Raw genomic sequence first — 25,522 nt, 5'->3', positions numbered from 1 at the left:
ATTTCAATTCGATTAAATCATCATCTTTGATTTCACGCCTAGAAAATCACTGAATTTGTTTTTGAATAAACGCAATCGAACGCTGGTTAAACTCTTCAGGGTTTTCCACGTTACATACGTGCCCACAATTCGGAATCTCTACTAGCTCGCTCGACTCATGCGCTGCGACCATTTCTTTTACAGGCTTAATAAACATGTAGTCGCGTTCGCCCATCAAATACAAAGTCGGTATTGGTAGCTCTCTATCTTTAAAACATTTCATCAAGGGGTTTACATCAGCCGTTAAGATAAACCAGCGTTTAAACTCTTTTTGGCACAGCTTTTTGGCTTCGCGGATAAACAGGTGACGTGATTCTTTTTGGCTTTTTTGTGGCATCACAACGTAAGCAAAAAGGCTGTATAACCACATATAAGGAATGATGTGCTTACTCAAGTTACCCAACTTGATTAAGACTTGAGAGCGAGTGTTGAGTTTGGTCACGGCACCACCCAGTACCATTGAACGTACTCGGCCAGCCGCTAGCTCGGCAACATTACGCACAATAATCGTGCCCAAAGACATGCCAACGAAATGTGCAGAACGGATCTTAAGATGGTCTAACACTTTAAGAATATCAAGCGTCACCGATTTGAACGTATAACGATTCGAAATCAGCCCTTTAAGTATATTGTCTGATTTACCGTGCCCTCTCAGATCAATGAGAAGCAAGTTGAAGTGCTGTTTATACGCTTTGATCTGCTTAAACCAAATGGAGGAACTGCCTCCTGCGCCATGCACAAATACAACCCACTCATCGCTCGTAGGGTGAGTAAATGTTTTATGAAATAGTAAACTCTCAGACATACCTATCGCTTTAATTATTGGAATGGAGCTCTGCCTCATCACAAGGCGATGGCTAAGGATATCACGCAATCAAGAAATTTAAGTGATAATAGTGTCAAACCTAACATTAGTCATGTGAATACCTACCCCACCTTTTCTACCTGACTAAAATGAGTTTGCAAGTTTTCTCTTCCTAAACGTGATGTGATCTGACCAGAAAACAAAAAGGCACTCTACTATCAGAGCGCCTTCTACTATTAAGTTCAGTTGTTATACATCAGCTTATTTTACAGCTAATTCAGCACGTTAAAATGCAGAATGGTACATCGTAAGATATTCTTTTGCCGCATCTTCCCAACTAAAATCTTGTTGCATCGCGTAAAGTTGAACACGTTTAATTTCAGCGGGATTTTGTGCATAAAGTAGTAATGAACGATGCAATACTGCCAGTAACGCTTGCGGTGTTGGCTCTTCAAAAGCAAAGCCGGTCGCTATCTCGGGATCCTGATCGTAATCATTCACACTGTCTTTTAAACCGCCCACAGAGCGAACAATCGGTAACGTACCGTAAGCCATGCTGTAGATTTGGTTTAAGCCACAAGGTTCGAACTCCGAAGGCATCAAGAAGAAATCAGAACCCGCTTCAACTAAGTGCGCAAGCTCATTATTATACGCTTCTACAAACGAGAACTTATCTGAGTGAAGTGCCGACAGCTCTTTCAGCTGGCTAGCTAAAACTGGATCACCAGTACCGACAATCACGATCTGAAGATCGTTTTTCAAAAACTGTTCGATGATAGGCAGTAAGTAATGAACACCTTTCTGATTAGTCAAACGACAAACCATGCCATAAACCGCACAATCGGTGACGGGGAGGCCAACATCTTGTTGCAGTTTTTGCTTACAAGCTGACTTCCCACGAACCATGCTGTGCTTTGTCGATTTGAATTTACGAGGGAGGAAAGCGTCCGTTTCCGGGTTCCAAGCTCCGTAATCACAACCATTCAAAATGCCAAAAAGATCCGCGGATCTGTACTGGAATTCTGCTGCCATACCATGACTGCCTAATTCCGTTTTCAACTCCTCGGCATACGTTGGACTGACTGCGTTCACCTTATCAGCACACATCACGCCGGCTCTCAGCATTGTGACATGCGTGTCACTCACTGAAGCTTCAGGCACATTGTAGCTATGCATTTCTGGTAGAAATTGCAGTTCATCGTATGCAAACACACCTTTGAAAACTGCGTTGTGAATTGAGATAACACTGCGCGTATTTTCAAAGAAATCATGTTGTTGATAACGTGATTTAAGCAAAAAAGGAACAAAGCCTGTATGCCAGTCATTTGCATGAATGATATCAGGTTGGAAGCCAAGCTTAGGAAGCATATCAAGGCAGGCTGCACTGAAGAACGAGAAACGCTCTCCGTTATCTGCGTAAGCTTGATTATTTTCTGCGTACATTTCTGGACGGTCGAAATATTTGGCACATTCGATACCAAAAACTTGAACACCTTCTACACTCAGTTTTTTGACTTGGTAAGCGGTATGAGGCCAATGATCGAGCTCGGTCGATAAAATGACTTCGGCTGCAACAATGTTTGGAATGTTTCTATACGCGGGGATAGTCACTCGAACGTCCTGTTCGAGTGTTTGTAACGCTTTCGGCAGTGCCTTGGCTACATCAGCCAAGCCACCACTTTTAATCAAGCCTTCAACTTCAGACGCTACAAAAAGTACCGAGAGAGTTTTAGTAACCAACTCGTGCTCCTTTAGAAATAACAACTACACCATCGTCAGATACGTGGTAATGCTTTTTGTCTTCTGTCAGGTTTACACCAATTTGAGTGCCTGGTGCGATGTCTGCATCTTTATCAATGATAACGCGACGAAGTATACAACCCTCGCCCACCTTCACATCACCTAATAAAATACTCTCACTAATATCACACGCTGATGCGATATTGCTGCGGAAGCCTAATACACTCTTTTCAATACGCGAACCACGTACGTAACTACCGCTACACACAAGGCTATCAATGATCTGAATTCGACCATTAGCCGAGTCAGTAAATGTAGCTGGTGGTAGTGGCGGATAGTAAGTGTGTAGAGGCCATTTACGGTTGTATAGCGAGAATGGTGCATCTTTCTTAAGAAGGTCCATATGTGCTTGCCAGTACGCATCAATCGTACCTACATCGCGCCAGTAAACTTCTTCTTTCTCACCAGTAATACGGTTGGTGCTGAAATCATAAACAAACACATCACCACGTGGGAACATGTTTGGAATAATGTCTTTCCCGAAGTCATGTGAAGATTCAGGTTTATCTGCATCTTCCGTGAGTTCAGCAAAAAGTTCTTTCGCTTCAAACACGTAGTTGCCCATTGAAACGAGCGCTGACTCTGGGTCTCCCGGAATCGACTTAGGATTTGCAGGCTTCTCTTCAAAGCCAATCATGCGGCCTTCAGCATCAACCTCGATAACACCGAATTCTGATGCTTCAGCAAGCGGCATACGCAGTGCAGAAACAGTTAATGCTGCTTTCTTTTCTTTATGGAAATCAAGCATTTGTTTGATGTCCATTTTATAGATATGGTCAGAACCAAAAATACAGACTTGATCAGGTTCTTCCAGCTCCATAAAACCCATATTTTGGTAGATAGCATCTGCTGTGCCTTCATACCAACGCTTTCCTTTACGCATTTGCGCAGGAATTGGGTCGATAAAACGATCTGTGATGCCACTGATATTCCAACCTTTTTTCATGTGGTGGAACAGAGATTGTGATTTAAATTGTGTTAATACGTAGATCTTCATAAGATCAGCATTAACGAAGTTGTTCAAAGCGAAATCAATTAAGCGGTAACTACCACCGAAAGGAACCGAGGGTTTGCTGCGAGATTCAGTCAAAGGTCTTAAGCGAGAGCCTTCACCACCAGCAAGAATCATTCCCAATACACCAGCCATTTTATTCTCCATATATCTATAGCTTGTCGATGTCAGTACTCGTAGAGGTGTCTTCCTCTGGGGGATGAGCACTAACACTTATTTCGGTACTTAACGAATATTCATTCACATACAGTGACAATATCCTAAGCCAAACGTTGTTATGCGCGCACTATTCTTTGCACTTGGTTTTATATACGTTATCGACTTTTCGGTCGATTTCAATTTTTAATACGCCATTCTGTGCTATGTAAGCTGATTGCTTTCCTAAGACTTAAAGCAGCTCACACTACACCGTGCGGGCGAAACATTACATTAACACCCGTCACACATCAGGTATACAACTAAACACTGATCTTTGAGTTACAATATTTGAATTAAGTTACATTCTCGTTAAAGTTGCATAAGAAGATATAATTAATCATCTCCATTTATTTTATCCTGTGAATTTAAGATATTCTCGCAATCGACACACCAAATCAACCAGTTGCATAATTAGTCGTATTTTGGTCAAAAAAAAACAGCCTAATGGCTGTTTTTTTCAAATAACGTTCAGTTACTTCTCTTTAGGCTTTTTACGTTTATCCGTAATTTCCCACTTACCATCGATGTACAACGCAGTCCAACCAGATGGTTTGCCATCCGCTTCAGTACGAACGTAGTTCTCTTTTGTCTTACGACTAAAACGAACGACTGTCGGCTTGCCATCAGGATCAGCAACTGGTGCTGATGTCAGGTATTGGAATTTAGGTGAAATACGGTCTTTAAAACGCACCAGCTCTTCCACTAATGGCGCACGTGTTTCACGTGATTTAGGAAAGTTGCTCGCTGCCATAAATAGACCAGAAGCACCGTCACGAAGTACGAAGTACGCATCTGAGTTTTCACATGGAAGTTCAGGGAAATGCACTGGGTCTTCTTTAGGTGGCGCTACTTCGCCATTTCTCAGAATCTTACGAGTGTTCTTACAATCTTCACTCGTACAGTCCATGTATTTACCGAAACGACCGTTCTTCAGAACCATGTCAGAACCACATTTGTCACACTCAACAAGTGGACCATCGTAGCCTTTGACTTTGAATTCGCCATGTTCAACCACATAACCTTCACAGTTAGGGTTGTTACCACACACGTGCATCTTACGCTTATCATCAATCAGATAAGCATCCATTGCCGTTTCACAAATAGGACAACGCTTTTTCGCTCGAAGTGCTGCTGTTTCAACGTCTTCCTCAAGAACGTTGATAATACCTTCTTCATCACCAAGGTTGATTGTTGTCTTACAACGCTCTTTTGGTGGAAGTGCATAACCAGAACAACCTAGGAATACGCCTGTCGAAGCCGTACGAATACCCATTTTACGGCTACAAGTTGGACACTCAATATCGGTCTCTACGATATGATTTGGCTTCATGCCACCAGCGTCTTCGTCTAAATCCGCTTTTTCCAAATCGCCAGTAAAGTCTTCGAAGAAGTTATCTAGCACGCCTTTCCAGCTTGCTTCGCCTTCTGCAATTTGGTCTAACTTCTGCTCCATACGAGCAGTAAAGTCATAGTTCATTAGATCATTGAAACTGCCATCTAGACGGTCAGTAACAATTTCACCCATCTTCTCAGCATAGAAACGGCGCTGTTCAACTTTTACATAACCGCGATCTTGAATCGTCGAGATGATTGATGCGTAAGTTGAAGGACGACCAATACCGCGCTTCTCAAGCTCTTTAACCAGCGCAGCTTCAGTGAAACGTGCTGGTGGCTTAGTGAAGTGCTGTTTAGGGTCGAGTGCGATTAAGTCTAGCTTTTCACCAACTTGTACAGCAGGAAGAATAGTATCTTCATTTTTGCCCATTGGACGTTGAACGCGAGTCCAACCGTCAAACTTAAGAATACGGCCTTTCGCTTTTAGCGTGTACTCATCCGCTTTAACGCTTACTGTCGTTGAATCGTATTGCGCAGGTGTCATTTGACAAGCAACGAATTGATTCCAAATCAGTGAATATAGCTTGTGTGCGTCTGCGTCTACGCCGTTTAAGTCTTCCGACTTAACATCTACACTTGAAGGACGAATCGCTTCGTGGGCCTCTTGAGCGCCCTCCTTGCTGCCGTATACAAGTGCTTTAGGTGGAAGATATTGCTCGCCGTACTCAGAACCAATGTATTCACGAGCGGCTTCAACAGCTTCTGAACTCAAGTTGGTTGAGTCAGTACGCATATAAGTGATGTAACCCGCTTCATACAAACGTTGAGCCAACATCATGGTTTTCTTCACGCCGTAACCAAGACGCGTACTCGCCGCTTGTTGCAGCGTAGACGTGATGTAAGGGGCAGACGGCTTACTCTTAGTTGGGCGGTCTTCACGTTTACATACTTCGTATTGAGCTTTTTCTAAAACGCTAACTGCAGCTTGTGTTTGCGCTTCATTATCAGGTTTAAACGCAACACCGTCTTTCTGAGCGACTTGCAGTCTGAAATCTGTTTTCTCTGCTGTTTTGGTATCAGCATGCACATCCCAGAACTCTTCGGGGATAAAAGCGTTGATCTCGCGCTCGCGCTCAACCAGTAGTTTTACAGCGACTGATTGAACACGGCCAGCGGATAGGCCTCGTGCTACTTTCTTCCAAAGCAGTGGCGACACCATAAAGCCAACAACACGGTCCATAAAACGTCGTGCTTGTTGTGCGTTTACGCCATCAATGTTTAGCTCACCTGGAGTTTCAAAAGCTTGTTGGATAGCATTTTTGGTAATTTCGTTAAAAACCACTCGCTTGTATCGCGTTTCATCACCACCGATGATCTCACGAAGGTGCCATGCGATAGCTTCTCCTTCGCGATCCAAATCGGTTGCGAGATAAACATGGTCTGCGTTCTCAGCCAGTTTTTGCAATTCAGCAACGACTTTTTCTTTACCAGGTAAAATTTGGTAGTTCGCTTCCCACTCTTGATATGGGTTGATACCCATCTTTTTAATGAGAGCTTTGCGATCTTTTTCTTTCTTGATACGAGCTTTATCTTCTGGGCTCATACCCTTGGTTGAAACTGCAGCAGCCTTTTGACCAGTACTTTGACCCGCCGTTGGTAAATCACGTACGTGACCTACACTCGACTTAACGACAAAGTCTTTGCCAAGATATTTATTGATAGTTTTAGCCTTGGCTGGCGACTCCACTATAACGAGCGATTTACCCATATTGACTCTAACGTCCTTAATCACGATGCTTCAGCACCAACAATTTAGCTTGTGGGCTTTTACGCATGATATTCTAAATTCATTGCTTCTTTTTTTACTATTGTGCGAGATTACTAGAAGATCAACCGCTTTTTTCAAAATTGGATCTGATCGCTCGACAATTCGACGACTCATAGAGAAAAGGGGCACAATATAAAGAAGCTATAAAGTACTCACTAAGAATACTTGCAAGAGCCTATTCATCAGGCATTACGTCTAAACGGGCTCATACTAAGCTTGTCCGCGAATCTAACGCGAGCCCCATTCAATTATTTTTGCCGTAAATCACAAAATAAATTGTGGATGTTTGAAAAGACTCTCTTAATCGGTTGTGAAATCATTGAATTTCTAGTTCGACACCATAAACTCAACGTTATATTCAGTTATCAGAGATAAACTCATGACAAAGAAAGTAATAGCAGAATTTGATTTACTGCTTATCGCAAACCAAATTATCCAATCACATGATGACTACATTGAAGGCATGCGCGCAAACAGCGTAGTAGAAAAAGACGATGTCCTCATCTTCAAAGGTGAATACTTCTTAGACAGCAATGGAATGCCGACAGAGAATACAACCGCAGTGTTTAACATGTTTAAATACTTAGCGCACCATCTTTCAAAAGAATTTACGCTTCAGCAATAACGAAAAAGCTTGCCATTTAGGCAAGCTTTTTTACTTCCTGGACCGTTATATGTTTAGCATTTTTATTGACTCAGCATTTTCAGCTTGTCGAAGTAGTCAGGGAAAGTCTTTGAAGTACAACCTGGATCATTAATTGTCACAGGAGTATCGCTCAAGGCAACCAGCGAGAAACACATTGCCATACGGTGATCATCATAGGTATCGATCGCCGCATGTGTCAGTTGAGCAACAGGATTAACAATGATGTAGTCTTCACCTTCTTCGACCTCTGCGCCGACTTTACGTAACTCTGTGGCCATAGCCGCTAAGCGATCTGTCTCTTTCACACGCCAGTTGTAAACATTACGGATTGCCGTTGTACCTTTAGCAAACAGGGCTGTTGTTGCGATAGTCATCGCTGCGTCTGGGATATGGTTGTAATCCATATCGATGCCTTTCAGCTCACCACAACGAGAGATAACGTAGTCGTCACCCCATTCGATTTCGGCACCCATTTTCTCAAGCGCATTAGCGAATTGGATATCACCTTGGATACTGTTTTTACCAATACCCGTTACTTTAATCTCACCGCCTTTAATCGCTGCGGCAGCAAGGAAGTATGACGCAGATGACGCATCACCCTCAACCAAGAAATCACCCGGTGCTGAGTAAGATTGCCCAGTCGGAATTACGAACTCTTGGTAATCGTTGTTGATCACATCCACACCAAATTGTTTCATAATGTGTAGCGTGATATCGATGTAAGGTTTAGAAACCAATTCACCCTCAATTTTGATTGTTACCTCACCTTCAGCTAAAGGCGCAGCCATCAAAAATGCCGTCAAAAATTGGCTAGAGATAGAACCATCGATTGAAACCGTACCGCTTTTAAGGCCAGTACCCGTGATCTTCAATGGTGGGTAATTTTCGTTTTCTAGGTATTCAACGTCGGCGCCGGCTTCTTGCAGTGCAGTCACTAAGTGACCGATTGGTCGCTCTTTCATGCGAGGCTCGCCAGTCAGAACATATTCACCACGCCCCAAACAAAGTGCAGCAGCCAGCGGGCGCATCGCCGTACCCGCATTGCCTAAGAAAAGCTCTAGGGCTTTGTCACTTGAGAATGCACCACCCACACCCGTCACTTCACAGACGGTTTTATCTGCAGACAGCTGATAATCAACGCCTAATTGCGTCAAAGCATTCAGCATATGGCGAATATCATCACTGTCTAGTAAGTTTGTTAGGCGCGTGGTTCCAGTTGAAAGTGCTGCTAAAAGAAGCGCACGGTTGGAAACACTTTTTGAGCCAGGTAAGTTAACTTCCCCGCTCACTTTTTGAATTGGTTGTAACGTAAGGCTTTCCATTAAATCTTATAGTCCTTGTACCACCCGAAGTCACTGGCGCGTATTTATTTTCGGGTGATGAATAATTCTTCGTACTTGCAGACTAACGAACTTTTCCAATGAACTCCAGAGCTAATCCCCTCGATAAAGGCGATTAATTAGCCAACTAAACACATTTACATACTAGTACACTAGATCAACTCGAACGCCATCTGAAAAATAGAGAATTCGCACATCATCGCCTCGGTTAAACAACATCGAGTTATCGACGTCTTGAATGATGTTAACCAACTTATCATCTTTAGTTTTGACCAATAACTCGACGAGCTTATATTCCACTTTGTATTGTGTGTTACCTCGATTGCGAGCAATCCCGGCGCCCGCCACAGCACCAACGGCCGTTGCGACTTCTTTGCCGGTACCGCCACCAAATTGATTACCAATCAAGCCACCAATAGCCGCACCTAACAAGGTTTCCCAACCATTCGCTTTCGACTCTACGATCTCTTGTTGGGTAATGTATCTGACCGTGTCAATCTCACCATAAACGACCTCATTGACTGGTCGAGCTTGGTTTCTGTTGTAAGCTGCATTTGCCAACATGGGCAAAACAAGTAAAATCCAAAGCAACTTTTTCATGGTAAAACTCCTAAAGACCTCTTGGTCAGTGATTAATCTGTAACGCGGTACTTATGACTATATACCTAACCGAACTTGATACTACTAGTATAGAGTTTCCTTCGCCTTTCGACGCGCTTGATGAACCTAACGGTCTGCTCGCCTTCGGTGGTGATTTGTCACCCATGCGAATTTTAAACGCTTATAGCCAAGGTATATTTCCATGGTATGGCCCAGGGGAGCCTATACTTTGGTGGAGCCCAGCACCACGAGCGGTATTTAATCCTAAGACATTCGAACCGTCAAAAAGTCTTAAAAAGTTTCAAAAAAAGCATAATTACCGTGTCAGCATCAACCAAGCGACAGACAAAGTGATTGGCTACTGCTCCTCGCTAAGATCCGAAGAAGAAACTTGGCTAAACGGTGACATGCAGTCAGCGTACCGCGAACTTTCTTCATTAGGCTTCTGCCACTCCGTTGAGGTTTGGCAAGGAGACGAGCTTATCGGCGGACTTTACGGTTTACAAAGAGGCCAAGTCTTTTGTGGTGAATCGATGTTTAGTCTGAAGACCAATGCGTCTAAAATTGCACTGTGGTACTTTTGTGAACACTTTACACGATTCGGAGGAAAGCTCATCGATTGCCAAGTCATGAACCCTCATTTGGAATCCTTGGGCGCTATCGAAGTAGAAAGAGATGAGTTCCTTAGTGCTTTGAAAATACTTAAAGAAAATCAACTTAGCGATGGATGTTTTAAATCACAATGGCTAGAGGGAACGCCTTCATGAGTTCAGATTTACAACAAATCAGAATTGGATTGACCGATAACCATGCTTGCAGCTACCTGCCACATCTTCAAGAAAGAGTGGCGGTCACGCTTGATGAACACATGCATACTTCAGATAATTATGAAGTCCTGCTCGCCAACGGATTTCGCCGCAGTGGAGCGACCATTTATAAGCCACATTGCGATAATTGCTCTGCGTGCCAAGCTATTCGCCTCTCGATTCCCGAGGTCAAGTTTTCCAAAAGCCAACGACGAATCCTCAACAAAGCCAAATCACTACGTTGGGAGTTGAAAGACGAGATGGATGACAACTGGTTTGACTTATATAGTCGCTATATAACCGCTCGTCACCGTTCGGGAACCATGTATCCCCCCCAAAAAAAAGAGTTTCTACAATTCTCTAAAAATGAATGGCTTGCCACAAAGTTCATGCACATCTATGATGATAGCCAGTTAGTCGGCATCGCCGTCACTGATGTGATGTCTCACTGCACAAGCGCATTTTATACCTTCTTCGATCCTGATATCGACATCTCTATGGGAACACTAGGTGTTCTGTTTCAAATCCAGCACGCCCAGAAAGAACAGAAACAGTGGTTATATTTGGGTTATCAAATCGATGAATGTCCTGCGATGAACTATAAAGTACGATTTCAACGTCATCAAAGGCTAGTAAATCAGCGGTGGCAAGGGTAGAATACGCGACAACTTTACATATTTTGATTTTAACGGCACAATCAAGCCGTTGAAAACCGCCAAATTTCGAAAGAGGATTAGATGGCTAAAGAAGACGTAATCGAGATGCAAGGCACGGTCCTTGATACTCTACCAAACACGATGTTCCGTGTTGAGCTTGAAAACGGTCACGTAGTGACAGCACACATCTCTGGTAAAATGCGTAAAAACTACATCCGTATTCTTACTGGTGATAAAGTAACTGTTGAGATGACTCCATACGACCTTTCTAAAGGCCGCATCGTCTTCCGTGCTCGTTAATTTTTAATTACCGAATACGATAAGAAGCGGAGCTTGATGCTCCGTTTTTTATCGACCAAACAAATACTAAAGAAACACCTGGTTAGCTCTCCAAGAGCCCCAACAATACCTTCAGTCTCTCGTAACATTCCCCTGCAATACACTTTTCCCTAATAACTGTATCACCAATAACAGTGTCACCAATCGCTGTTTGTATATGCGTAGGTTAGCCAGCATAAACGGTTTATGGTCAAACAGTGCCACAACCCCAATCCACAGCTTTCTCTTTGTTTCAGCCACTCTATAACTAAAAAAAAACGCACAACCGAAGTCATGCGTTTATTATCGTGATTAGCTGTACCGCGCTCTCAATAAGCAGTCAGCAACAGCTTAAGCTGTTAAGAAATAGGCTTAATGCATAACCTCTTCTTTAGCACCAACATAGATGAAATCTAGATCGTCTTTAATCAGGGATACTTTAACCGTACCGCCGTCAACCAAACTACCAAACAGCAACTCATTAGCAAGAGGCTTTTTAAGCTTCTCTTGAATCACTCGTCCCATAGGACGCGCACCCATAGTCTTGTCATAACCTCTTTCAGCTAACCAATGACGAGCATCCTCAGAAACTTCTAAAGACACGCCTCGAGCGTCCAGTTGAACCTGAAGCTCAACAATGAACTTGTCGACAACTTGGTTAATCACACTTGGATCAAGGCTGTTGAACCAAATGACATTATCAAGACGGTTACGGAACTCAGGTGTAAATACCTTTTTGATTTCACCCATCGCGTCTGGCGCATGATCTTGTTGGATCAAACCGATCGATTTCTTCTCAGTTTCAGCAACACCAGCATTGGTCGTCATCACAAGGATCACGTTACGGAAATCCGCTTTACGACCGTTGTTGTCAGTTAGTGTGCCGTTGTCCATCACCTGTAGTAACAAGTTAAAGATATCTGGGTGAGCCTTCTCTATCTCATCAAGTAACACTACAGAGTGTGGATTCTTGATTACAGCATCAGTGAGCAGACCACCTTGGTCATAACCAACATAACCAGGAGGAGCACCGATCAAACGGCTCACAGAGTGACGCTCACCATACTCAGACATGTCAAAGCGCAACAGTTCAATACCCATCAACTTAGACAGCTGTACAGTCACCTCTGTTTTACCTACACCAGTAGGACCAGCGAATAGGAATGAACCAACAGGTTTATTGTCTGCACCCAATCCTGCACGAGTCAGCTTAATCGCTTCGCTCAATACATCGATCGCTGGGTCTTGTCCGAATACCAACATTTTCATGCGGTCATCCAGTTTCTGTAACGTATCTTTGTCTGAAGATGATACTGACTTCTCAGGAATACGAGCCATTTTCGCGACCATTGACTCAATATCAGCCACGCTTACCGTTTTCTTACGACGGCTTGCTGGTGCCAAACGACTACGAGCGCCGGCTTCATCAATCACGTCAATTGCCTTATCTGGAAGGTGACGTTCATTAATGTATTTAGCTGACAACTCCACAGCGGCACGCAACGCTTTGTTGGTGTAACGCACTTCGTGGTGAGCTTCGTATTTTGGCTTCAAACCGATCAGAATCTTGGTTGTGTCATCTAACGATGGTTCAATAATATCAATTTTCTGGAAGCGACGAGCTAAAGCACGCTCCTTCTCAAAAATGCTGCTGTACTCTTGGTATGTCGTTGAGCCGATGCAACGTAATTTACCGCTGCTTAGTAGTGGTTTAATTAAGTTTGCCGCATCAACTTGACCACCCGATGCTGCACCTGCACCAATAATGGTGTGGATCTCATCAATGAATAGGATTGCGTCTTCTTCTTTCTCTAATTGCTTAAGAATCGATTTAAAACGTTTCTCAAAGTCGCCACGATATTTAGTCCCAGCTAGAAGTGAACCAATATCTAAAGAATAAATCACACTACTCTGAATGATTTCAGGTACTTGACCTTCAACAATACGCCAAGCAAGACCTTCAGCGATTGCGGTCTTACCCACACCCGCTTCACCCACTAACAAAGGGTTGTTTTTACGACGACGACATAGAACTTGAACCGTACGCTCAAGCTCTTTATCACGCCCGATAAGCGGGTCGATATTACCTTGTTTCGCCACTTCGTTAAGGTTAGTTGCAAAGTTTTCTAGACGATCTTCAGAGTTAGCTTCTTCTGCATTCTCTGCACCACCAAATGAATCAGACGGTGATGAACTATCACCTTCGTTACTGGCTTTGGTAATGCCATGAGAAATAAAGTTAACAATATCTAAGCGACTAATGTCGTTTTTCTTAAGTAAATATGCCGCATGAGATTCTTGCTCACTGAAAATAGCCACAAGTACATTTGCACCTGTAACTTCGCTACGACCTGAAGACTGAACATGAAAAACAGCGCGTTGAAGTACTCGTTGGAAGCTCAGTGTAGGCTGAGTCTCACGAGTCTCGTCACTTTCTGGGATAAGTGGGGTTGTTTGATCGATAAAAATATCGAGCTCATTGCGAAGAGCATCGAGATCAGCCTGACAAGCTTGGAGCGCTTCCTTGGCCGCATCATTTTCTAATAATGCTAGTAGGAGGTGTTCGACAGTCATGAATTCATGTCGCTTGTCTCGCGCACGAGCAAATGCACCATTTAAACTCGTCTCTAATTCTTTATTTAGCATAAGTACCTCCTAAGGGAACAACAGTGTTGTTCGAGCAATTTATACTTGCTCCATTGTACATAGTAGCGGATGCTCATTTTCCTTTGAGTACATCTTTACTTGCGCTACCTTTGTTTCCGCTATTTCAGCACTGTATGTGCCGCATATAGCTTTACCTTCATAATGAACCTTGAGCATCACTTCCGTTGCTTGTTCGATATCTAGTGAGAAGAATCGCTCTAGGATCTCGATTACAAAGTCCATAGGCGTGTAGTCATCGTTATTCAATACAACGTTATACATCGCCGGTGGCTTTACTTTTGTCTCTTCTTTCTCCAGTAAATCTGAGCCTGGAGATGCCCATTCAAAGTTTCTGCTCATATCGCTTTGCTAAGAGTTATTTTTCGGAAGTCGTGAGTGTTACGTCATTCAAATTTACCACATTCACGCATTACGGTGTACTAAGAAACTGCACCGAGAAACAGTACCAAAAAATATTCCTCTATACTGAGCCTAATCCACCATTTCCATCGCTGCAAATAAAAGATCTCTATTAACAGGATTAACATATGTGATTGATTAAAAAGACACCATAACTATTGATGCTAACGATAATATTACCGCTAAGTTACTATTTAGTTAATAGTTTGCAGTTAATCTCGAATGTGATTTGTTATTAAAATTGATCACTTTTATACCAATTTACTATTGACTGCGCTCAATCATTAGCTACATTGGAGCTAAAAGGTTTTTCTGATACAACTTTATAACAAGATTCGAAATCGAGTAATACGCGTTAAGAATGACCAATAAGGAATAATTACGCAGGGTAGCGTTAATTTCCGTAAGCAATGTATGAGATTCAAGCTATCAGCTGAAATTCTTTAGTTGGTAGGAATGATATCAATCGCACTTACAACAATTGATATAACAACGTTAGTAACAAAATGCATGAGGGATGTATAGCATGGCTACAGGTACAGTAAAATGGTTTAACAATGCCAAAGGGTTTGGCTTTATTTGTCCAGAAGGTGAAGACGGCGATATTTTCGCGCACTACTCCACAATACAGATGGAAGGTTATCGAACCTTAAAGGCAGGTCAGCAGGTCGACTATGAAGTAGAAAGTGGACCTAAAGGCTCGCACGCTAGCTCTGTTGTTCCTGTAGAAGGCAGCGCCGCTAAATAGGCGATGGCCAAATCATGTTGACCTCCATCAGTCCTAATTAACGGCTGACAGGTAAGCAGAATATTGAAACCGCTCATTTGATACCTCTAATACAGGATTAAATGAGCGGTTTTTCGATCTAGAAGCTATAACGTTGCTCACAGTACAATTCGCTCGAGCGATGTTTGCCCCTAGGTCTAGGTCTAGGTCTAGGTCTAGGTCTAGGTCTAGGTCTAGGTCTAGGTCTAGGTCTAGGAAAGCATTATGAATAAACAAAAAAGACGCTTTAACGTTATCGTTAAAGCGTCTTTCGTTTTGTATTGGTCTATGACTTAACTGTCATACCAAGCCACTCGTTAGTAAATCATGACCATAATTTGCTAACGATGAGTCTAATCACTATGCGTCAATGAATGCGTTCAGTGTTGAACTTGGACGCATGAGTGATGAAACCAATGCATCATCAAGTAGGTAATAACCACCTAAATCGCCTGCTGGACCTTGAGCGTTATTTAGCTCAGCAACGATAGCTTCTTCACTTTCAGCCAATTGACTTGCCACACCTGCAAACTCAGCAGCAAGGTCAGCGTCAACCGTTTGCTCAGCAAGCGCTTTAGCCCAGTATGCTGCTAGGTAGTAATGGCTACCACGGTTATCAAGCTCACCTACTCGACGTGAAGGAGATTTGTTTTTATCTAGGAACTCGCCCGTCGCTTTATCAAGCGCGTCAGCTAGAACTTGTGCCTTAGCATTGCCAGTGACTACGCTTAGGTGCTCTAGAGATGCCGCTAATGCCAAGAATTCACCTAAAGAATCCCAACGCAGGTGGTTCTCTTTCTCTACTTGTTGCACGTGTTTAGGAGCAGAACCGCCAGCACCGGTTTCAAACAGACCGCCACCGTTCATTAGTGGAACAATCGATAGCATTTTAGCTGACGTACCAAGCTCTAGAATTGGGAATAAATCCGTTAGGTAGTCACGTAATACGTTACCTGTAACAGAAATAGTATCTAGACCTTCTTTGATACGAACCAATGAATATTGAGTTGCTTCAAGTGGAGCAAGGATCTTAATTTCAAGACCATTAGTATCGTATTCAGGAAGGTAAGCTTCTACTTTCTCAATAAGCTGAGCGTCATGTGCGCGAGACGCGTCTAGCCAAAATACCGCAGGAACACCCGATGCACGAGCACGAGTAACCGCTAGCTTAACCCAATCTTGAATTGGTGCATCTTTAACCTGACACATACGGAAGATATCACCTTCCTCTACGTCTTGCTCAAGAAGCACTGAACCTGAAGCGTCTACAACTTGAACCTGACCAGCAGCTTCAAGGATGAAAGTCTTATCGTGAGAACCGTACTCTTCCGCTTTTTGAGCCATTAGACCAACGTTTGGTACACTGCCCATCGTTGTAGGGTCGAAAGCACCGTTCTCTTTACAGAAATCAATAACCGCTTGGTAGATGCTCGCGTAGCTACGATCTGGAATCATTGCTTTCGTATCTTTTTGCTTACCTTCTGGATCCCACATTTGACCTGAAGAACGTAACATTGCAGGCATCGATGCATCAACAATGATGTCACTTGGAACATGTAGGTTAGTAATGCCACGGTCTGAGTCAACCATCGCTAGTGGAGGCTGAGTTTCGTATACTGCTTGTAGGTCAGCCTCGATTGCCTGTTTCTGATCTTGAGGAAGTGCAGCGATTTTTGCGTATACATCGCCGATGCCGTTATTTACATCAACACCTAACTCATTGAACAGTTGACCGTGCTTAGCGAACACGTCTTTGTAGTAAACCTTAACCGCATGACCAAAAATCACTGGGTCAGACACTTTCATCATCGTCGCTTTCATGTGAAGAGAAAGCAGTACACCTTGCTCTTTAGCCGATGCGATTTCTTTCTCAAAGAACGCAACCAAAGCAGCTTTGTTCATCACTGACGCATCAATGATCTCTTTATCTTGCAGTGCAAAAGCTGGCTTCAGTGTTTTCTTCGCGCCATCTTTGCCAACAAATTCGATGCTCACTTCTGTGGCACCTTCAATCGTTACTGACTTTTCACTACCGAAGAAGTCTTTGTCATCCATACTTGAAACGTGCGACTTAGAATCTGCAGACCATGCACCCATTGAGTGTGGGTTCTTCTTCGCATAGTTCTTAACAGAAAGTGGTGCACGGCGATCCGAGTTACCTTCACGTAGCACAGGGTTTACTGCGCTACCTTTGATTTTATCGTAAGTTGCTTTAACGGCTTTCTCTTCGTCGGTGTTTGCTTCTTCTGGGTAATTAGGAAGTGCGTAACCTTTTGACTGTAGCTCTTTGATCGTTACTTGAAGCTGAGGTACAGATGCCGAGATGTTTGGAAGCTTGATAATGTTCGCTTCTGGTGTCTTAGCCAATTCACCTAGTTCTGCTAATGCATCACCAATACGTTGCTCTTCGTTCAAATAGTCAGGGAAGTTGGCAATAATACGCCCTGCAAGTGAAATGTCGCGAGTATCAACGTTAATACCAGAAGAAGCTGTAAAAGATTGAATGATTGGCAGCAGAGAGTAAGTTGCTAGCGCCGGAGCTTCGTCTGTAATGGTATAGATGATCGTTGGTTTTTCAGTAGGCATGAAATTTCCCTATAGTTCTTACAAGCTCATTTAAAGTATTGAGCATGTTATAAATTGACCAGTAAGCCACTCAAAGAGTGAAAACTGCTTACTCGATAGTCGTACTCTATCTTATTTTTCATGCAATCTTGATGACAGCATGAACCAAATCCGTGAGTGCGTTGTTATAATAAAACACGAAGGTATAATTAAACAAATCAGGCTTAAGAGTCCATCAACTTGTTCTATTTTGTGTCTTTTAGGCGCGCAAATGATAGCTCAATTCTGTTTCAGTGAAAACTTTTCAGCACACTTCGTTTACATTTTTGCAAGGTAGTTAACATGTCTACTCGCTCACACAGCGTATCTCGTTCAGACAAACCAGCTCGTGCTGGTGCAACATTAAAACAAAGCGGTAATAGACAAAACCGAAGCAGTGATAAAAATAACACGGGTAGTTCGCATAAAAAATCGCACTCGAGTAAGCACCGATATAAAAGCAAACCTACCAACGTGAAACCTAAGGTGGCAATCGAAGATCGTAAAGTCATTTTGTTCAACAAGCCTTTCGATACTCTCAGCCAGTTCACTGATGGCGAAGGCAGGAAAACACTCGCCGACTTTATTCCGGTTAAAGATGTTTACGCGGCGGGTCGACTTGACCGCGACAGTGAAGGATTAATGGTCTTGACCAATGATGGCATCTTCCAAGCCAAATTGACTCAACCAAACTCAAAATCACCAAAGACTTACTGGGTGCAGGTTGAAGGCGCACCTTCTGAGGAAGATTTAGATAAATTGAGAAAAGGCGTGGAGCTAAAAGACGGCATGACACTGCCTGCCCAGGTTGAGGTGATGTCTGAACCTGTTGTGTGGGAAAGAACCCCTCCAGTGCGTTTCAGAGCAGCAATTCCGACAACATGGTTAGCGATTACTATCATTGAAGGGCGTAACCGTCAGGTAAGACGAATGACAGCAAATATCGGCTTCCCTACCCTGCGACTTATTCGCTATTCAATGGGCAACATGAACGTGGGACAACTTCAGCCTGGTGAGTGGAAAGAGATTTAAAATGCACCATTTGAATCAAATGACTGGCCGCTCACGTAGCGGTCTTTTTTTATATGCATTGATAAATTTTAGACACAAAAAAGCCAGTCATAAGACTGGCTTTTACAGCGTTACTTAACTAAGAGTTAGACTATTAGAAGTAGTAGTAAGCAGCTGCGAATACGAATGTCTCTTCATCAGAACTTTCAGCGCGAACACCGTTTGGTACGTCAAGTTCTTGTTTGATATCGATACCCATGTCCATGCGGTCGCTGTGCTTGTACATTACAGCAACGTTCATGTAGCTGTAATCTTTATCAGCTGAATTGTTTTGTTCAGTAGTGTTTGCACCGTAACCAGCAGCAACAGTTACTTGCTCAGAAGCATCGAATGCGCCAGATAGGTAGTAACCAGTATTTTTCTTATCAGTTGTGTCAGCACCAGATTTGTTGCCTTCATCAATCCAAGAGTTAAAGCCTAGTTTTACTGTATCAGCAACTTTAACGTTACCAGAAACAGAAGTTACTGTGTATTCAGCTTCGTCACGATCTTCGTAACCAGCGTAGATGTTGAAGATTTCGTGTTCAAAACCAACGTAACCGTTCACACCTTTGTCAGCAGCAGCGTGGCTTTCGTCTGTTTCAAAGTAAGAAACACCGTAAGCGAAACCAGAAGTAGCACCTTGGAACTTAACTACGTTGAATGCATCAGATGCATCGCCAGCAGAAGCGCCAAACTCGTAAGTCATATCACCAGCGCCATCAACTTTATCTAGAGCTGTATCGTTTTCCCAACCGAAAGATGCAACACCAAAACCAGTGTCAAAACCTAACCATGCTTTGTCTACGTCAGTGTTTGGACCAGACTCAACACCACCATATACTTCGTCTACTTTAGCGAAATCGTTAGTGTCAGAGATGTAGTTCATCATTAGGTCAGTTTCAAAGTAACCAACCCAACGGTTGTTTTTGAAGCTTACTGCTAGCGTTAGACCAGTAGCCCAATCATCGTAGAATGCGCCAGAGTAAGAATCGTAGTAACCACCAACGCCCCATGCACCAGAAACTGAGAACTGATCTTTGTGCATGTCGTCAAACTCAAACATTGGCTTAGAGTTTTGAGAACTTGTTTCAACTGCGAATGCAGAAGTTGATACCGCTGCGATAGCTAGCGCTAATAGAGTCTTTTTCATAATAAATCCACTGCCTTTTCTAAGAATGGGAGATCCTTGCCCGGTTCCCTTTTTATTTTTATGACTGGTCATTACCACTCTTTGTTGGTTAATCACCGTCACTAAATTTCGAGGTCTAGATTGCAAAAGATTATCCTGCGTGTCAAATAAACTAAAAATAGACCTAAAAAAAACACAAACCAATTACAATCAATAACTTACATTTTTTTTCATTGTTTTACGAGTAACTTACCCTTGGTTTTACCAGGAAATATAATAATATAAAAAAAGAACATGACAGAATTTAAAGCTATATAAGCCAATAAATAAACAACAAATCAGAACTTAACACCTATAAGTCAGTCTTTTTTAATATTTATATTTCACAACATAAATAAAATCGTTAAGTTCCTGATGGTTCAGTTTTTTTTTGTGAACAAGATCTACCTTTGATTCAAAAGCAAGCTATTTCGCCGCAAATGTACCGACTAGTGATATGTGCTACTATCCTCGCTCCGTTATGTAGGTCACAGTATGCTAACTACTAAAATTCAAAAATCCATTCGCACCAGTTATCAAAACCTCCAAGATCAGTTGGACAACTTTGTACCTCGACGTGCTCAAAATTACCTAGTTGCAGAAATAGCTAAGACACTTTGTGGTCAATACCACAAAAGCAATCGCATGATTGTTGCCGAGGCGGGAACAGGAATCGGGAAATCACTCGCCTATCTCATGGCAACGATTCCTGTCGCTGTGCTAAATAATCGAAAAATCATCATTTCGACAGCTACGGTTGCCCTACAAGAACAACTCGTCAATAAAGATCTCCCTCTATATAGAAGACTTACTGATAGAGAGTTCTCTTTTATATTAGCGAAAGGAAGACAGCGTTATTGTTGCTCCGAGAAGTTAGCCGCTGCTTGTGGGCTTGATGGTGGACAAATTGATGACGGTCAAATGGCGATGTTCGAATCTAAGCCAAAAAAGAAAGATATCGAACAACTCCAAACCATGTACCGCAGCCTAACCCAAGGCAAATGGGACGGTGATCGCGACTCCTGGCCAAAACCTGTCGACAATATGATCTGGCAGATGATCGTCAGTGATAAACACAGCTGTAACAACAGTATGCCGACTCATAGAGACTGCCCTTTCCAGAAAGCACGTTCAGAGCTTGATAAAGCAGACGTGATTATCGCCAATCACAGTTTAGTGATGGCAGATGCTGACCTAGGAGGCGGCGTGATACTGCCCGAACCAGAAAACAGCATCTATATATTCGATGAGGCTCACCACTTACCACACGTAGCCAGAGATCATTCCTCTGCGGCCGCAAGTTTAAAAGGAGCTGCATCGTGGTTAGAGCGTTTGAATCAATCAATCACCAAGCTTTCGGGCTTGGCGGATGAAAAGCGCGTGGGTCGATTCAGAAATGAATTGCAGGATTCTGTACAACAGCTGATTCCTACTCTTACTCAAATGAGCAAACAGTTTGATGCTAGCCACTTTGAAGACGGCTTGTATCGCTTCGAGCATGGCGACTTACCTGATTGGCTAGAGAATGAATCTAAAGATCTCAAGCAACTCACACAAAAGACGAGCCAAGCCGTTGCGAAGATTGCAGACCTGATTGCAGAACGAGTTAAAGACGGAGAGCTTTCAGCAAAACTGGCAGAGCCTGCGCTGGCAGAAATTGGTTTCTATATACAAAGGACAGAAAACCTTGCTCAGGTTTGGCGCTTAATGGCTGAACCTAAGAGAGAGAAAGGAGCGCCTTTAGCGCGTTGGCTTGAACTGAATAAAGAAAGTGAAGGCGATTTCGTTGTGAATGTTTCGCCACTAGAGGTGGGTTGGCAACTGGATCAACAGATCTGGAGTCGTTGTGTTGGTGCAGTACTCGTCTCTGCGACAATGAGAGCACTCAACTCCTTCAACTTTTTCTGCCATCAAGCAGGTATCAGTCAAAAAGCCGAAGACGGTGTACAATTTCTTGCTTTGGCATCGCCGTTTGATTATCAGAACCAAGCTGAACTGGTTGTTCCTGCAATGAAGTACGAACCGCAAGCACCTCAGTTTACTGAATATCTTATTGAAATATTGCCTAAGGTAATAGAAGACAACAAAGCCAATCTCGTTTTATTCTCTTCTTATTGGCAAATGAATAAAGTTGCAGAAGTTTTGGCAACAGATTTCGTTAAAAAGTCGTGGGCATTGCAGGTTCAAGGTGATACTTCACGAACCGAAACCCTAAAAAAACATAAAAAGCTGATAGATCAAGGTAAAACCAGCGTCCTTTTTGGAACGGGTAGCTTTTCTGAAGGTCTTGATCTACCTGGTGAGCTACTTGAAAACCTCGTTATTACCAAGATTCCTTTTGGTGTTCCTACCTCTCCTGTAGAGCGAGCACATTCAGAATATATTGAATCACGCGGCGGTAATCCTTTTATGCAGATTACTGTTCCAGAAGCGAGTAAAAAGCTTATTCAATCTGTGGGTAGATTGCTGCGTAAAGAACGAGATTCTGGTAGAGTCACGATCCTTGATAGACGCATAGTCACGAAGCGATACGGGAAATCCCTACTCGATTCGCTACCGCCTTTTAAAAGAACAATAAAATACTAATTTTACTGCCCTCAAGGTAGTTATGGGCCTGTCATCGCTAGGCCCTTGCATTCACAACCCAACATGACTAATCCATTGATTATTCATGTGGCTGCCCTAACAGCCGATAACGAGAACACTAGCTATTTATGGAAATGATTGAGCCAACCATGTTGGTCATACTTGCCTTGGTTGCATTTGCAGCAGGCTTTATCGATGCTGTCGCCGGTGGCGGAGGGATGTTAACGGTCCCAGCTTTGCTATCGCTTGGTTTACCGCCACATATTGCACTCGGAACTAATAAGCTGGCCGCAACGTTTGCCTCATCAACTGCCGCTTTTACTTACTATCGTAAGAAACTGTTCAAACCTGAATGTTGGACCAATGCATTCATATCGACATTAATAGGTGCAACAATCGGCACCCTAACTGTTGATGCCATTAGTACAGAATGGTTAGAGAAGGTATTGCCATTAGTTATTCTTGCCGCTGCTGTCTATACCATTTTTCATAAGACTCCGGATGTGAGCCATAATGTATCTCCTAAACCGTGTCCGGTACTTAAAAGAAAACAAAAGTACCAAGGATTCATTCTTGGCTTTTATGATGGTGTTGCAGGCCCAGGTACTGGCGCGTTTTGGACGGTGAGTTCTATGGCGCTTTATCGCTTAAATATCTTACTGGCTTCTGGTTTATCTAAAGCGATGAACTTCACTAGCAACTTCACCTCTTTGGTGACCTTTGCGATTCTCGGTCATATTGATTGGGTTCTAGGTTTAACCATGGGGCTTTGTTTGATGGCTGGTGCATTTGTTGGAGCACACTCTGCTATTCGCTTTGGTGCTACATTTATACGACCTGTCTTTGTGACTGTTGTGAGTGTCCTTGCGATTAAACTGGCTTACGAAGCGTGGTTTGTAAACTTATAGCCACCAGCCAATGGGAAGCGAAATGAACCATTTTTCAAATCTTAAAAGTGTACTGGATACCTTAATTGGGCACAGTTCTCAGGTCGACAAAGCCCGTGGTGCTTATCATCAAGCCTTGTTTGACCGAACCTTATTTAAGTGTAGCTCTTCTATTTTACTGCCCTACGCACTTGAAACTCAAACAACGTACAACACCATTATTCGTGAACAAACGACAAATCAACTGACCGCATCTCGAGCCAACTACCTGACGGAAAAGCTGACTAACCAGATAGCTGCAATCCAAAGGGAGCTCGCTAACCATGATTTACGCTTAGACCGAAAAAGTAAGTCAGGCAAGAATCTCAACGACCTATACAACGAACTCGCTCAGCACCAAGATTGGCAAAAACGACTGGTCGATTTAGTACGAGTACGAAAGTTAGCGTTTGATTCTGCGCCCCGCCACAGTAAGAAAAAAGCGGACGAGGCTTGGCAATTAGCAAAAGAACGATTAGAACGCTGTGAAGACTCAATGAAAAATATTGAGAGACTGATTAACTTAGAGAACCCTAAGCGAAATGAACACTGATAACACATCATCACCACTGGATAATGCGCCAGAAGAAGTTAAGTTAGCTGTCGACCTGATCTATCTGCTCGAAAGCAACGAAATCGACCCAAAAGTGGCGTTAGAAGCAATTAAGATTGTCCAACAAGATTTACAAGCCAAACTAGCATCTAGCATCTAGCATCTAGCATCTAGCATCTAGCATCTAGCATCTAGCATCTAGCATCTAGCATCTAGCATCTAGCATCTAGCATCTAGCATCTAGCATCTAGCATAAAAACATACAGGATTCACATGTACCAACTTAGCTTTTCTATGCCCGAATTTCTTGAAAACTACTGGCATAAAAAACCAACCATCTTAAAAGGTGGCTTCCAAGACTTCGTCGACCCAATTTCGCCGGAAGAACTTGCTGGTTTATCGATGGAAGAAGAAGTGGATTCTCGCTTTGTCTCTAACCTCGACAACCAATGGACTGCAGAACATGGTCCATTCTCCGAAGAGAAATTTGGCGAGCTAACTGAAACACATTGGCAATTGATCGTTCAAGCAGCGAACCATTGGCACCAAGGTGCAAATCAGCTGACAGAAGCGTTCCAAGCCTTACCAAACTGGTTATTCGACGATCTAATGATCTGCTACTCAGCACCAGAAGGTGGCGTTGGCCCCCATATTGATCAATACGATGTATTCATCATTCAAGGTCAAGGTAAACGCCAGTGGAAAGTCGGCGCAAAAGATGTGGGCCAATACCAAGAGACAGTCCAAGCTTCTGCACTTCGTCAAATAGACGGCTTTGAACCGATCATTGATGAAACCTTAGAGCCGGGCGATATCCTTTATATCCCACCGGGGTTCCCGCATGAAGGCAACACGTTAGAGCCGTCAATGAGCTACTCTATTGGCTATCGCTCCCCTAAAGAACAAGAGCTAATCAGCAACTTCGCCGATTTTGTACTTGCTCATGATATGGGTGACGTTCATCTTCACGATCCAGAATTCAAAACGCAAGATGGTTACGGCAAGATTCGTTCATCGGATTTAAGCAATCTAACTGACATGTTGAAATCTGCACTAGAGCAACCTGAAACCATCAGCGAATTCATGGGATGTTTGCTAAGCCAATCACGCCACCAGCTTGATATCGTCGCTCCTGAGCCATTATGGACAGAAGAAGAGATCGCTCAGCACTTAGAGTCAGAAGGCGAGATCTGTCGAGTATCGGGCTTAAAAGCGCTCTACCATGAGAATGAAACCAACACGGCTTACATCAATGGTGAAGTGGTCAAGGTTGAAGAAGCGGATTCATCGCTACTAAACGTACTGTGTGATGACTCGGTGATTAACTCAGCAACCACTTTGACTCCTTCAGGTGTCACTGTCGTGACTGAATTGGTAAACAAAGGTTACTGGTTTATCGAAGACTAACTTCGTTAAT

At 43.1% G+C, this 25,522-nt stretch carries 22 protein-coding genes; 11 read left to right on the top strand and 11 right to left on the bottom strand.

From position 1 onward, the window contains the following. Positions 1-46: 46 nt before the first annotated feature. From L3V36_RS19200 to topA, 4 genes are all read right to left on the bottom strand, one after another. Positions 47-844 (bottom strand): alpha/beta hydrolase, encoded by a 798-nt coding sequence (locus tag L3V36_RS19200; protein WP_102447641.1) that lies wholly within the window; start codon positions 842-844, stop codon positions 47-49. Positions 845-1,129: 285 nt separating this feature from the next. Next, entirely contained in the window at positions 1,130-2,584 is a 1,455-nt protein-coding gene (gene glgA, locus L3V36_RS19195) for a glycogen synthase GlgA (RefSeq protein ID WP_102447640.1), read from the bottom strand. Continuing rightward, entirely contained in the window at positions 2,574-3,803 is a 1,230-nt protein-coding gene (glgC, locus tag L3V36_RS19190) for a glucose-1-phosphate adenylyltransferase (RefSeq protein WP_076648142.1), read from the bottom strand. The genes glgA and glgC overlap by 11 nt, the downstream gene beginning before the upstream one ends. Positions 3,804-4,326: 523 nt before the next feature. Beyond that, a complete protein-coding gene (gene topA / locus L3V36_RS19185) occupies positions 4,327-6,957 on the bottom strand; it encodes a type I DNA topoisomerase (protein ID WP_017095683.1) in 2,631 nt (876 codons plus the stop codon). Between the two features lie 439 nt (positions 6,958-7,396). Here topA and L3V36_RS19180 point away from each other — a divergent pair, with 439 nt between their 5' ends. Then, positions 7,397-7,642 carry a YciN family protein gene (locus L3V36_RS19180; protein WP_004736440.1) on the top strand — a complete coding sequence of 82 codons (246 nt, stop codon included), beginning with the start codon at positions 7,397-7,399 and terminating at the stop codon, positions 7,640-7,642. Between the two features lie 62 nt (positions 7,643-7,704). On the opposite strand, the gene aroA is transcribed toward L3V36_RS19180, so the two are convergent. Then, positions 7,705-8,985 carry a 3-phosphoshikimate 1-carboxyvinyltransferase gene (gene aroA / locus L3V36_RS19175; RefSeq protein WP_017085852.1) on the bottom strand — a complete coding sequence of 427 codons (1,281 nt, stop codon included), beginning with the start codon at positions 8,983-8,985 and terminating at the stop codon, positions 7,705-7,707. 162 nt (positions 8,986-9,147) lie between these two features. Continuing rightward, positions 9,148-9,603 (bottom strand): glycine zipper 2TM domain-containing protein, encoded by a 456-nt coding sequence (locus tag L3V36_RS19170; protein ID WP_004736438.1) that lies wholly within the window; start codon positions 9,601-9,603, stop codon positions 9,148-9,150. A gap of 53 nt (positions 9,604-9,656) precedes the next feature. Here L3V36_RS19170 and aat point away from each other — a divergent pair, with 53 nt between their 5' ends. The 3 genes from aat to infA all read left to right on the top strand — a co-directional run bounded on the left by aat (position 9,657) and on the right by infA (position 11,365). Further along, positions 9,657-10,370 carry a leucyl/phenylalanyl-tRNA--protein transferase gene (aat, locus tag L3V36_RS19165; protein ID WP_102447639.1) on the top strand — a complete coding sequence of 238 codons (714 nt, stop codon included), beginning with the start codon at positions 9,657-9,659 and terminating at the stop codon, positions 10,368-10,370. After that, positions 10,367-11,065 carry an arginyltransferase gene (locus tag L3V36_RS19160; RefSeq protein WP_102447638.1) on the top strand — a complete coding sequence of 233 codons (699 nt, stop codon included), beginning with the start codon at positions 10,367-10,369 and terminating at the stop codon, positions 11,063-11,065. The genes aat and L3V36_RS19160 overlap by 4 nt, the downstream gene beginning before the upstream one ends. An 81-nt stretch (positions 11,066-11,146) precedes the next feature. Further along, positions 11,147-11,365, top strand: a complete 219-nt coding sequence (gene infA / locus L3V36_RS19155; protein ID WP_001040192.1) for a translation initiation factor IF-1 — start codon at positions 11,147-11,149, stop codon at positions 11,363-11,365. A gap of 390 nt (positions 11,366-11,755) precedes the next feature. Here the strand turns inward: infA and clpA are convergent, their stop codons facing one another. After that, entirely contained in the window at positions 11,756-14,029 is a 2,274-nt protein-coding gene (clpA, locus tag L3V36_RS19150) for an ATP-dependent Clp protease ATP-binding subunit ClpA (protein ID WP_017089556.1), read from the bottom strand. A 39-nt stretch (positions 14,030-14,068) separates the two neighbouring features. Further along, positions 14,069-14,389 (bottom strand): ATP-dependent Clp protease adapter ClpS, encoded by a 321-nt coding sequence (gene clpS / locus L3V36_RS19145; RefSeq protein ID WP_004736549.1) that lies wholly within the window; start codon positions 14,387-14,389, stop codon positions 14,069-14,071. A gap of 586 nt (positions 14,390-14,975) precedes the next feature. On the opposite strand from clpS, the gene cspD reads away from it, so the two are divergent. Further along, positions 14,976-15,197 carry a cold shock domain-containing protein CspD gene (gene cspD / locus L3V36_RS19140; RefSeq protein WP_004736548.1) on the top strand — a complete coding sequence of 74 codons (222 nt, stop codon included), beginning with the start codon at positions 14,976-14,978 and terminating at the stop codon, positions 15,195-15,197. A gap of 33 nt (positions 15,198-15,230) precedes the next feature. On the opposite strand, the gene L3V36_RS19135 is transcribed toward cspD, so the two are convergent. Further along, positions 15,231-15,452 (bottom strand): hypothetical protein, encoded by a 222-nt coding sequence (locus L3V36_RS19135; RefSeq protein WP_208775288.1) that lies wholly within the window; start codon positions 15,450-15,452, stop codon positions 15,231-15,233. 123 nt (positions 15,453-15,575) lie between these two features. Continuing rightward, entirely contained in the window at positions 15,576-17,801 is a 2,226-nt protein-coding gene (locus L3V36_RS19130) for an NADP-dependent isocitrate dehydrogenase (RefSeq protein WP_017083947.1), read from the bottom strand. A 321-nt stretch (positions 17,802-18,122) separates the two neighbouring features. On the opposite strand from L3V36_RS19130, the gene L3V36_RS19125 reads away from it, so the two are divergent. Continuing rightward, positions 18,123-18,851, top strand: a complete 729-nt coding sequence (locus L3V36_RS19125; RefSeq protein WP_016768423.1) for a pseudouridine synthase — start codon at positions 18,123-18,125, stop codon at positions 18,849-18,851. Positions 18,852-18,984: 133 nt separating this feature from the next. Here the strand turns inward: L3V36_RS19125 and L3V36_RS19120 are convergent, their stop codons facing one another. Beyond that, complete coding sequence (locus tag L3V36_RS19120; RefSeq protein WP_102447637.1) at positions 18,985-20,022, bottom strand: porin; 1,038 nt, start codon at positions 20,020-20,022, stop codon at positions 18,985-18,987. Between the two features lie 513 nt (positions 20,023-20,535). Between L3V36_RS19120 and dinG the strand changes: the two genes are divergently transcribed. The 5 genes from dinG to L3V36_RS19095 all read left to right on the top strand — a co-directional run bounded on the left by dinG (position 20,536) and on the right by L3V36_RS19095 (position 25,512). Continuing rightward, positions 20,536-22,626 carry an ATP-dependent DNA helicase DinG gene (gene dinG, locus L3V36_RS19115; RefSeq protein ID WP_102447636.1) on the top strand — a complete coding sequence of 697 codons (2,091 nt, stop codon included), beginning with the start codon at positions 20,536-20,538 and terminating at the stop codon, positions 22,624-22,626. Between the two features lie 128 nt (positions 22,627-22,754). After that, positions 22,755-23,534: a TSUP family transporter gene (locus tag L3V36_RS19110; RefSeq protein ID WP_004736543.1), complete on the top strand. Its 780-nt coding sequence runs from the start codon at positions 22,755-22,757 to the stop codon at positions 23,532-23,534. A gap of 22 nt (positions 23,535-23,556) precedes the next feature. Then, entirely contained in the window at positions 23,557-24,105 is a 549-nt protein-coding gene (locus L3V36_RS19105) for a primosomal replication protein (protein ID WP_102447635.1), read from the top strand. Beyond that, on the top strand, positions 24,095-24,265 hold the full coding sequence (rsmS, locus tag L3V36_RS19100) for a pleiotropic regulatory protein RsmS (RefSeq protein WP_004736541.1): 171 nt from the start codon (positions 24,095-24,097) through the stop codon (positions 24,263-24,265). Before L3V36_RS19105 ends, rsmS begins: the two co-directional genes overlap by 11 nt. A gap of 113 nt (positions 24,266-24,378) precedes the next feature. Then, positions 24,379-25,512 (top strand): cupin domain-containing protein, encoded by a 1,134-nt coding sequence (locus L3V36_RS19095; protein ID WP_102447634.1) that lies wholly within the window; start codon positions 24,379-24,381, stop codon positions 25,510-25,512. The last annotated feature ends 10 nt before the right edge of the window (positions 25,513-25,522 follow it).

This window comes from Vibrio sp. G-C-1, assembly GCF_021728015.1.
In the GTDB taxonomy this organism is placed as follows: Bacteria; Pseudomonadota; Gammaproteobacteria; order Enterobacterales; family Vibrionaceae; genus Vibrio; species Vibrio splendidus.
Note: the sequence above shows the minus strand (reverse complement) of the source record. Positions and strands in the feature narration are given on the sequence as shown.

What these genes read in the sequence shown, in the direction of transcription:
- L3V36_RS19200 (WP_102447641.1), bottom strand. Translation starts at nt 844, where the DNA reads ATGTCTGAGAGTTTACTATTTCATAAAACATTTACTCACCCTACGAGC.
- infA (WP_001040192.1), top strand. Translation starts at nt 11,147, where the DNA reads ATGGCTAAAGAAGACGTAATCGAGATGCAAGGCACGGTCCTTGATACT.
- L3V36_RS19130 (WP_017083947.1), bottom strand. Translation starts at nt 17,801, where the DNA reads ATGCCTACTGAAAAACCAACGATCATCTATACCATTACAGACGAAGCT.
- L3V36_RS19110 (WP_004736543.1), top strand. Translation starts at nt 22,755, where the DNA reads ATGGAAATGATTGAGCCAACCATGTTGGTCATACTTGCCTTGGTTGCA.
- aroA (WP_017085852.1), bottom strand. Translation starts at nt 8,985, where the DNA reads ATGGAAAGCCTTACGTTACAACCAATTCAAAAAGTGAGCGGGGAAGTT.
- L3V36_RS19180 (WP_004736440.1), top strand. Translation starts at nt 7,397, where the DNA reads ATGACAAAGAAAGTAATAGCAGAATTTGATTTACTGCTTATCGCAAAC.
- L3V36_RS19095 (WP_102447634.1), top strand. Translation starts at nt 24,379, where the DNA reads ATGTACCAACTTAGCTTTTCTATGCCCGAATTTCTTGAAAACTACTGG.
- cspD (WP_004736548.1), top strand. Translation starts at nt 14,976, where the DNA reads ATGGCTACAGGTACAGTAAAATGGTTTAACAATGCCAAAGGGTTTGGC.
- rsmS (WP_004736541.1), top strand. Translation starts at nt 24,095, where the DNA reads ATGAACACTGATAACACATCATCACCACTGGATAATGCGCCAGAAGAA.
- L3V36_RS19170 (WP_004736438.1), bottom strand. Translation starts at nt 9,603, where the DNA reads ATGAAAAAGTTGCTTTGGATTTTACTTGTTTTGCCCATGTTGGCAAAT.
- glgC (WP_076648142.1), bottom strand. Translation starts at nt 3,803, where the DNA reads ATGGAGAATAAAATGGCTGGTGTATTGGGAATGATTCTTGCTGGTGGT.
- L3V36_RS19125 (WP_016768423.1), top strand. Translation starts at nt 18,123, where the DNA reads ATGTCTACTCGCTCACACAGCGTATCTCGTTCAGACAAACCAGCTCGT.
- dinG (WP_102447636.1), top strand. Translation starts at nt 20,536, where the DNA reads ATGCTAACTACTAAAATTCAAAAATCCATTCGCACCAGTTATCAAAAC.
- topA (WP_017095683.1), bottom strand. Translation starts at nt 6,957, where the DNA reads ATGGGTAAATCGCTCGTTATAGTGGAGTCGCCAGCCAAGGCTAAAACT.
- L3V36_RS19105 (WP_102447635.1), top strand. Translation starts at nt 23,557, where the DNA reads ATGAACCATTTTTCAAATCTTAAAAGTGTACTGGATACCTTAATTGGG.
- L3V36_RS19120 (WP_102447637.1), bottom strand. Translation starts at nt 20,022, where the DNA reads ATGAAAAAGACTCTATTAGCGCTAGCTATCGCAGCGGTATCAACTTCT.
- clpA (WP_017089556.1), bottom strand. Translation starts at nt 14,029, where the DNA reads ATGCTAAATAAAGAATTAGAGACGAGTTTAAATGGTGCATTTGCTCGT.
- aat (WP_102447639.1), top strand. Translation starts at nt 9,657, where the DNA reads ATGACTATATACCTAACCGAACTTGATACTACTAGTATAGAGTTTCCT.
- clpS (WP_004736549.1), bottom strand. Translation starts at nt 14,389, where the DNA reads ATGAGCAGAAACTTTGAATGGGCATCTCCAGGCTCAGATTTACTGGAG.
- L3V36_RS19160 (WP_102447638.1), top strand. Translation starts at nt 10,367, where the DNA reads ATGAGTTCAGATTTACAACAAATCAGAATTGGATTGACCGATAACCAT.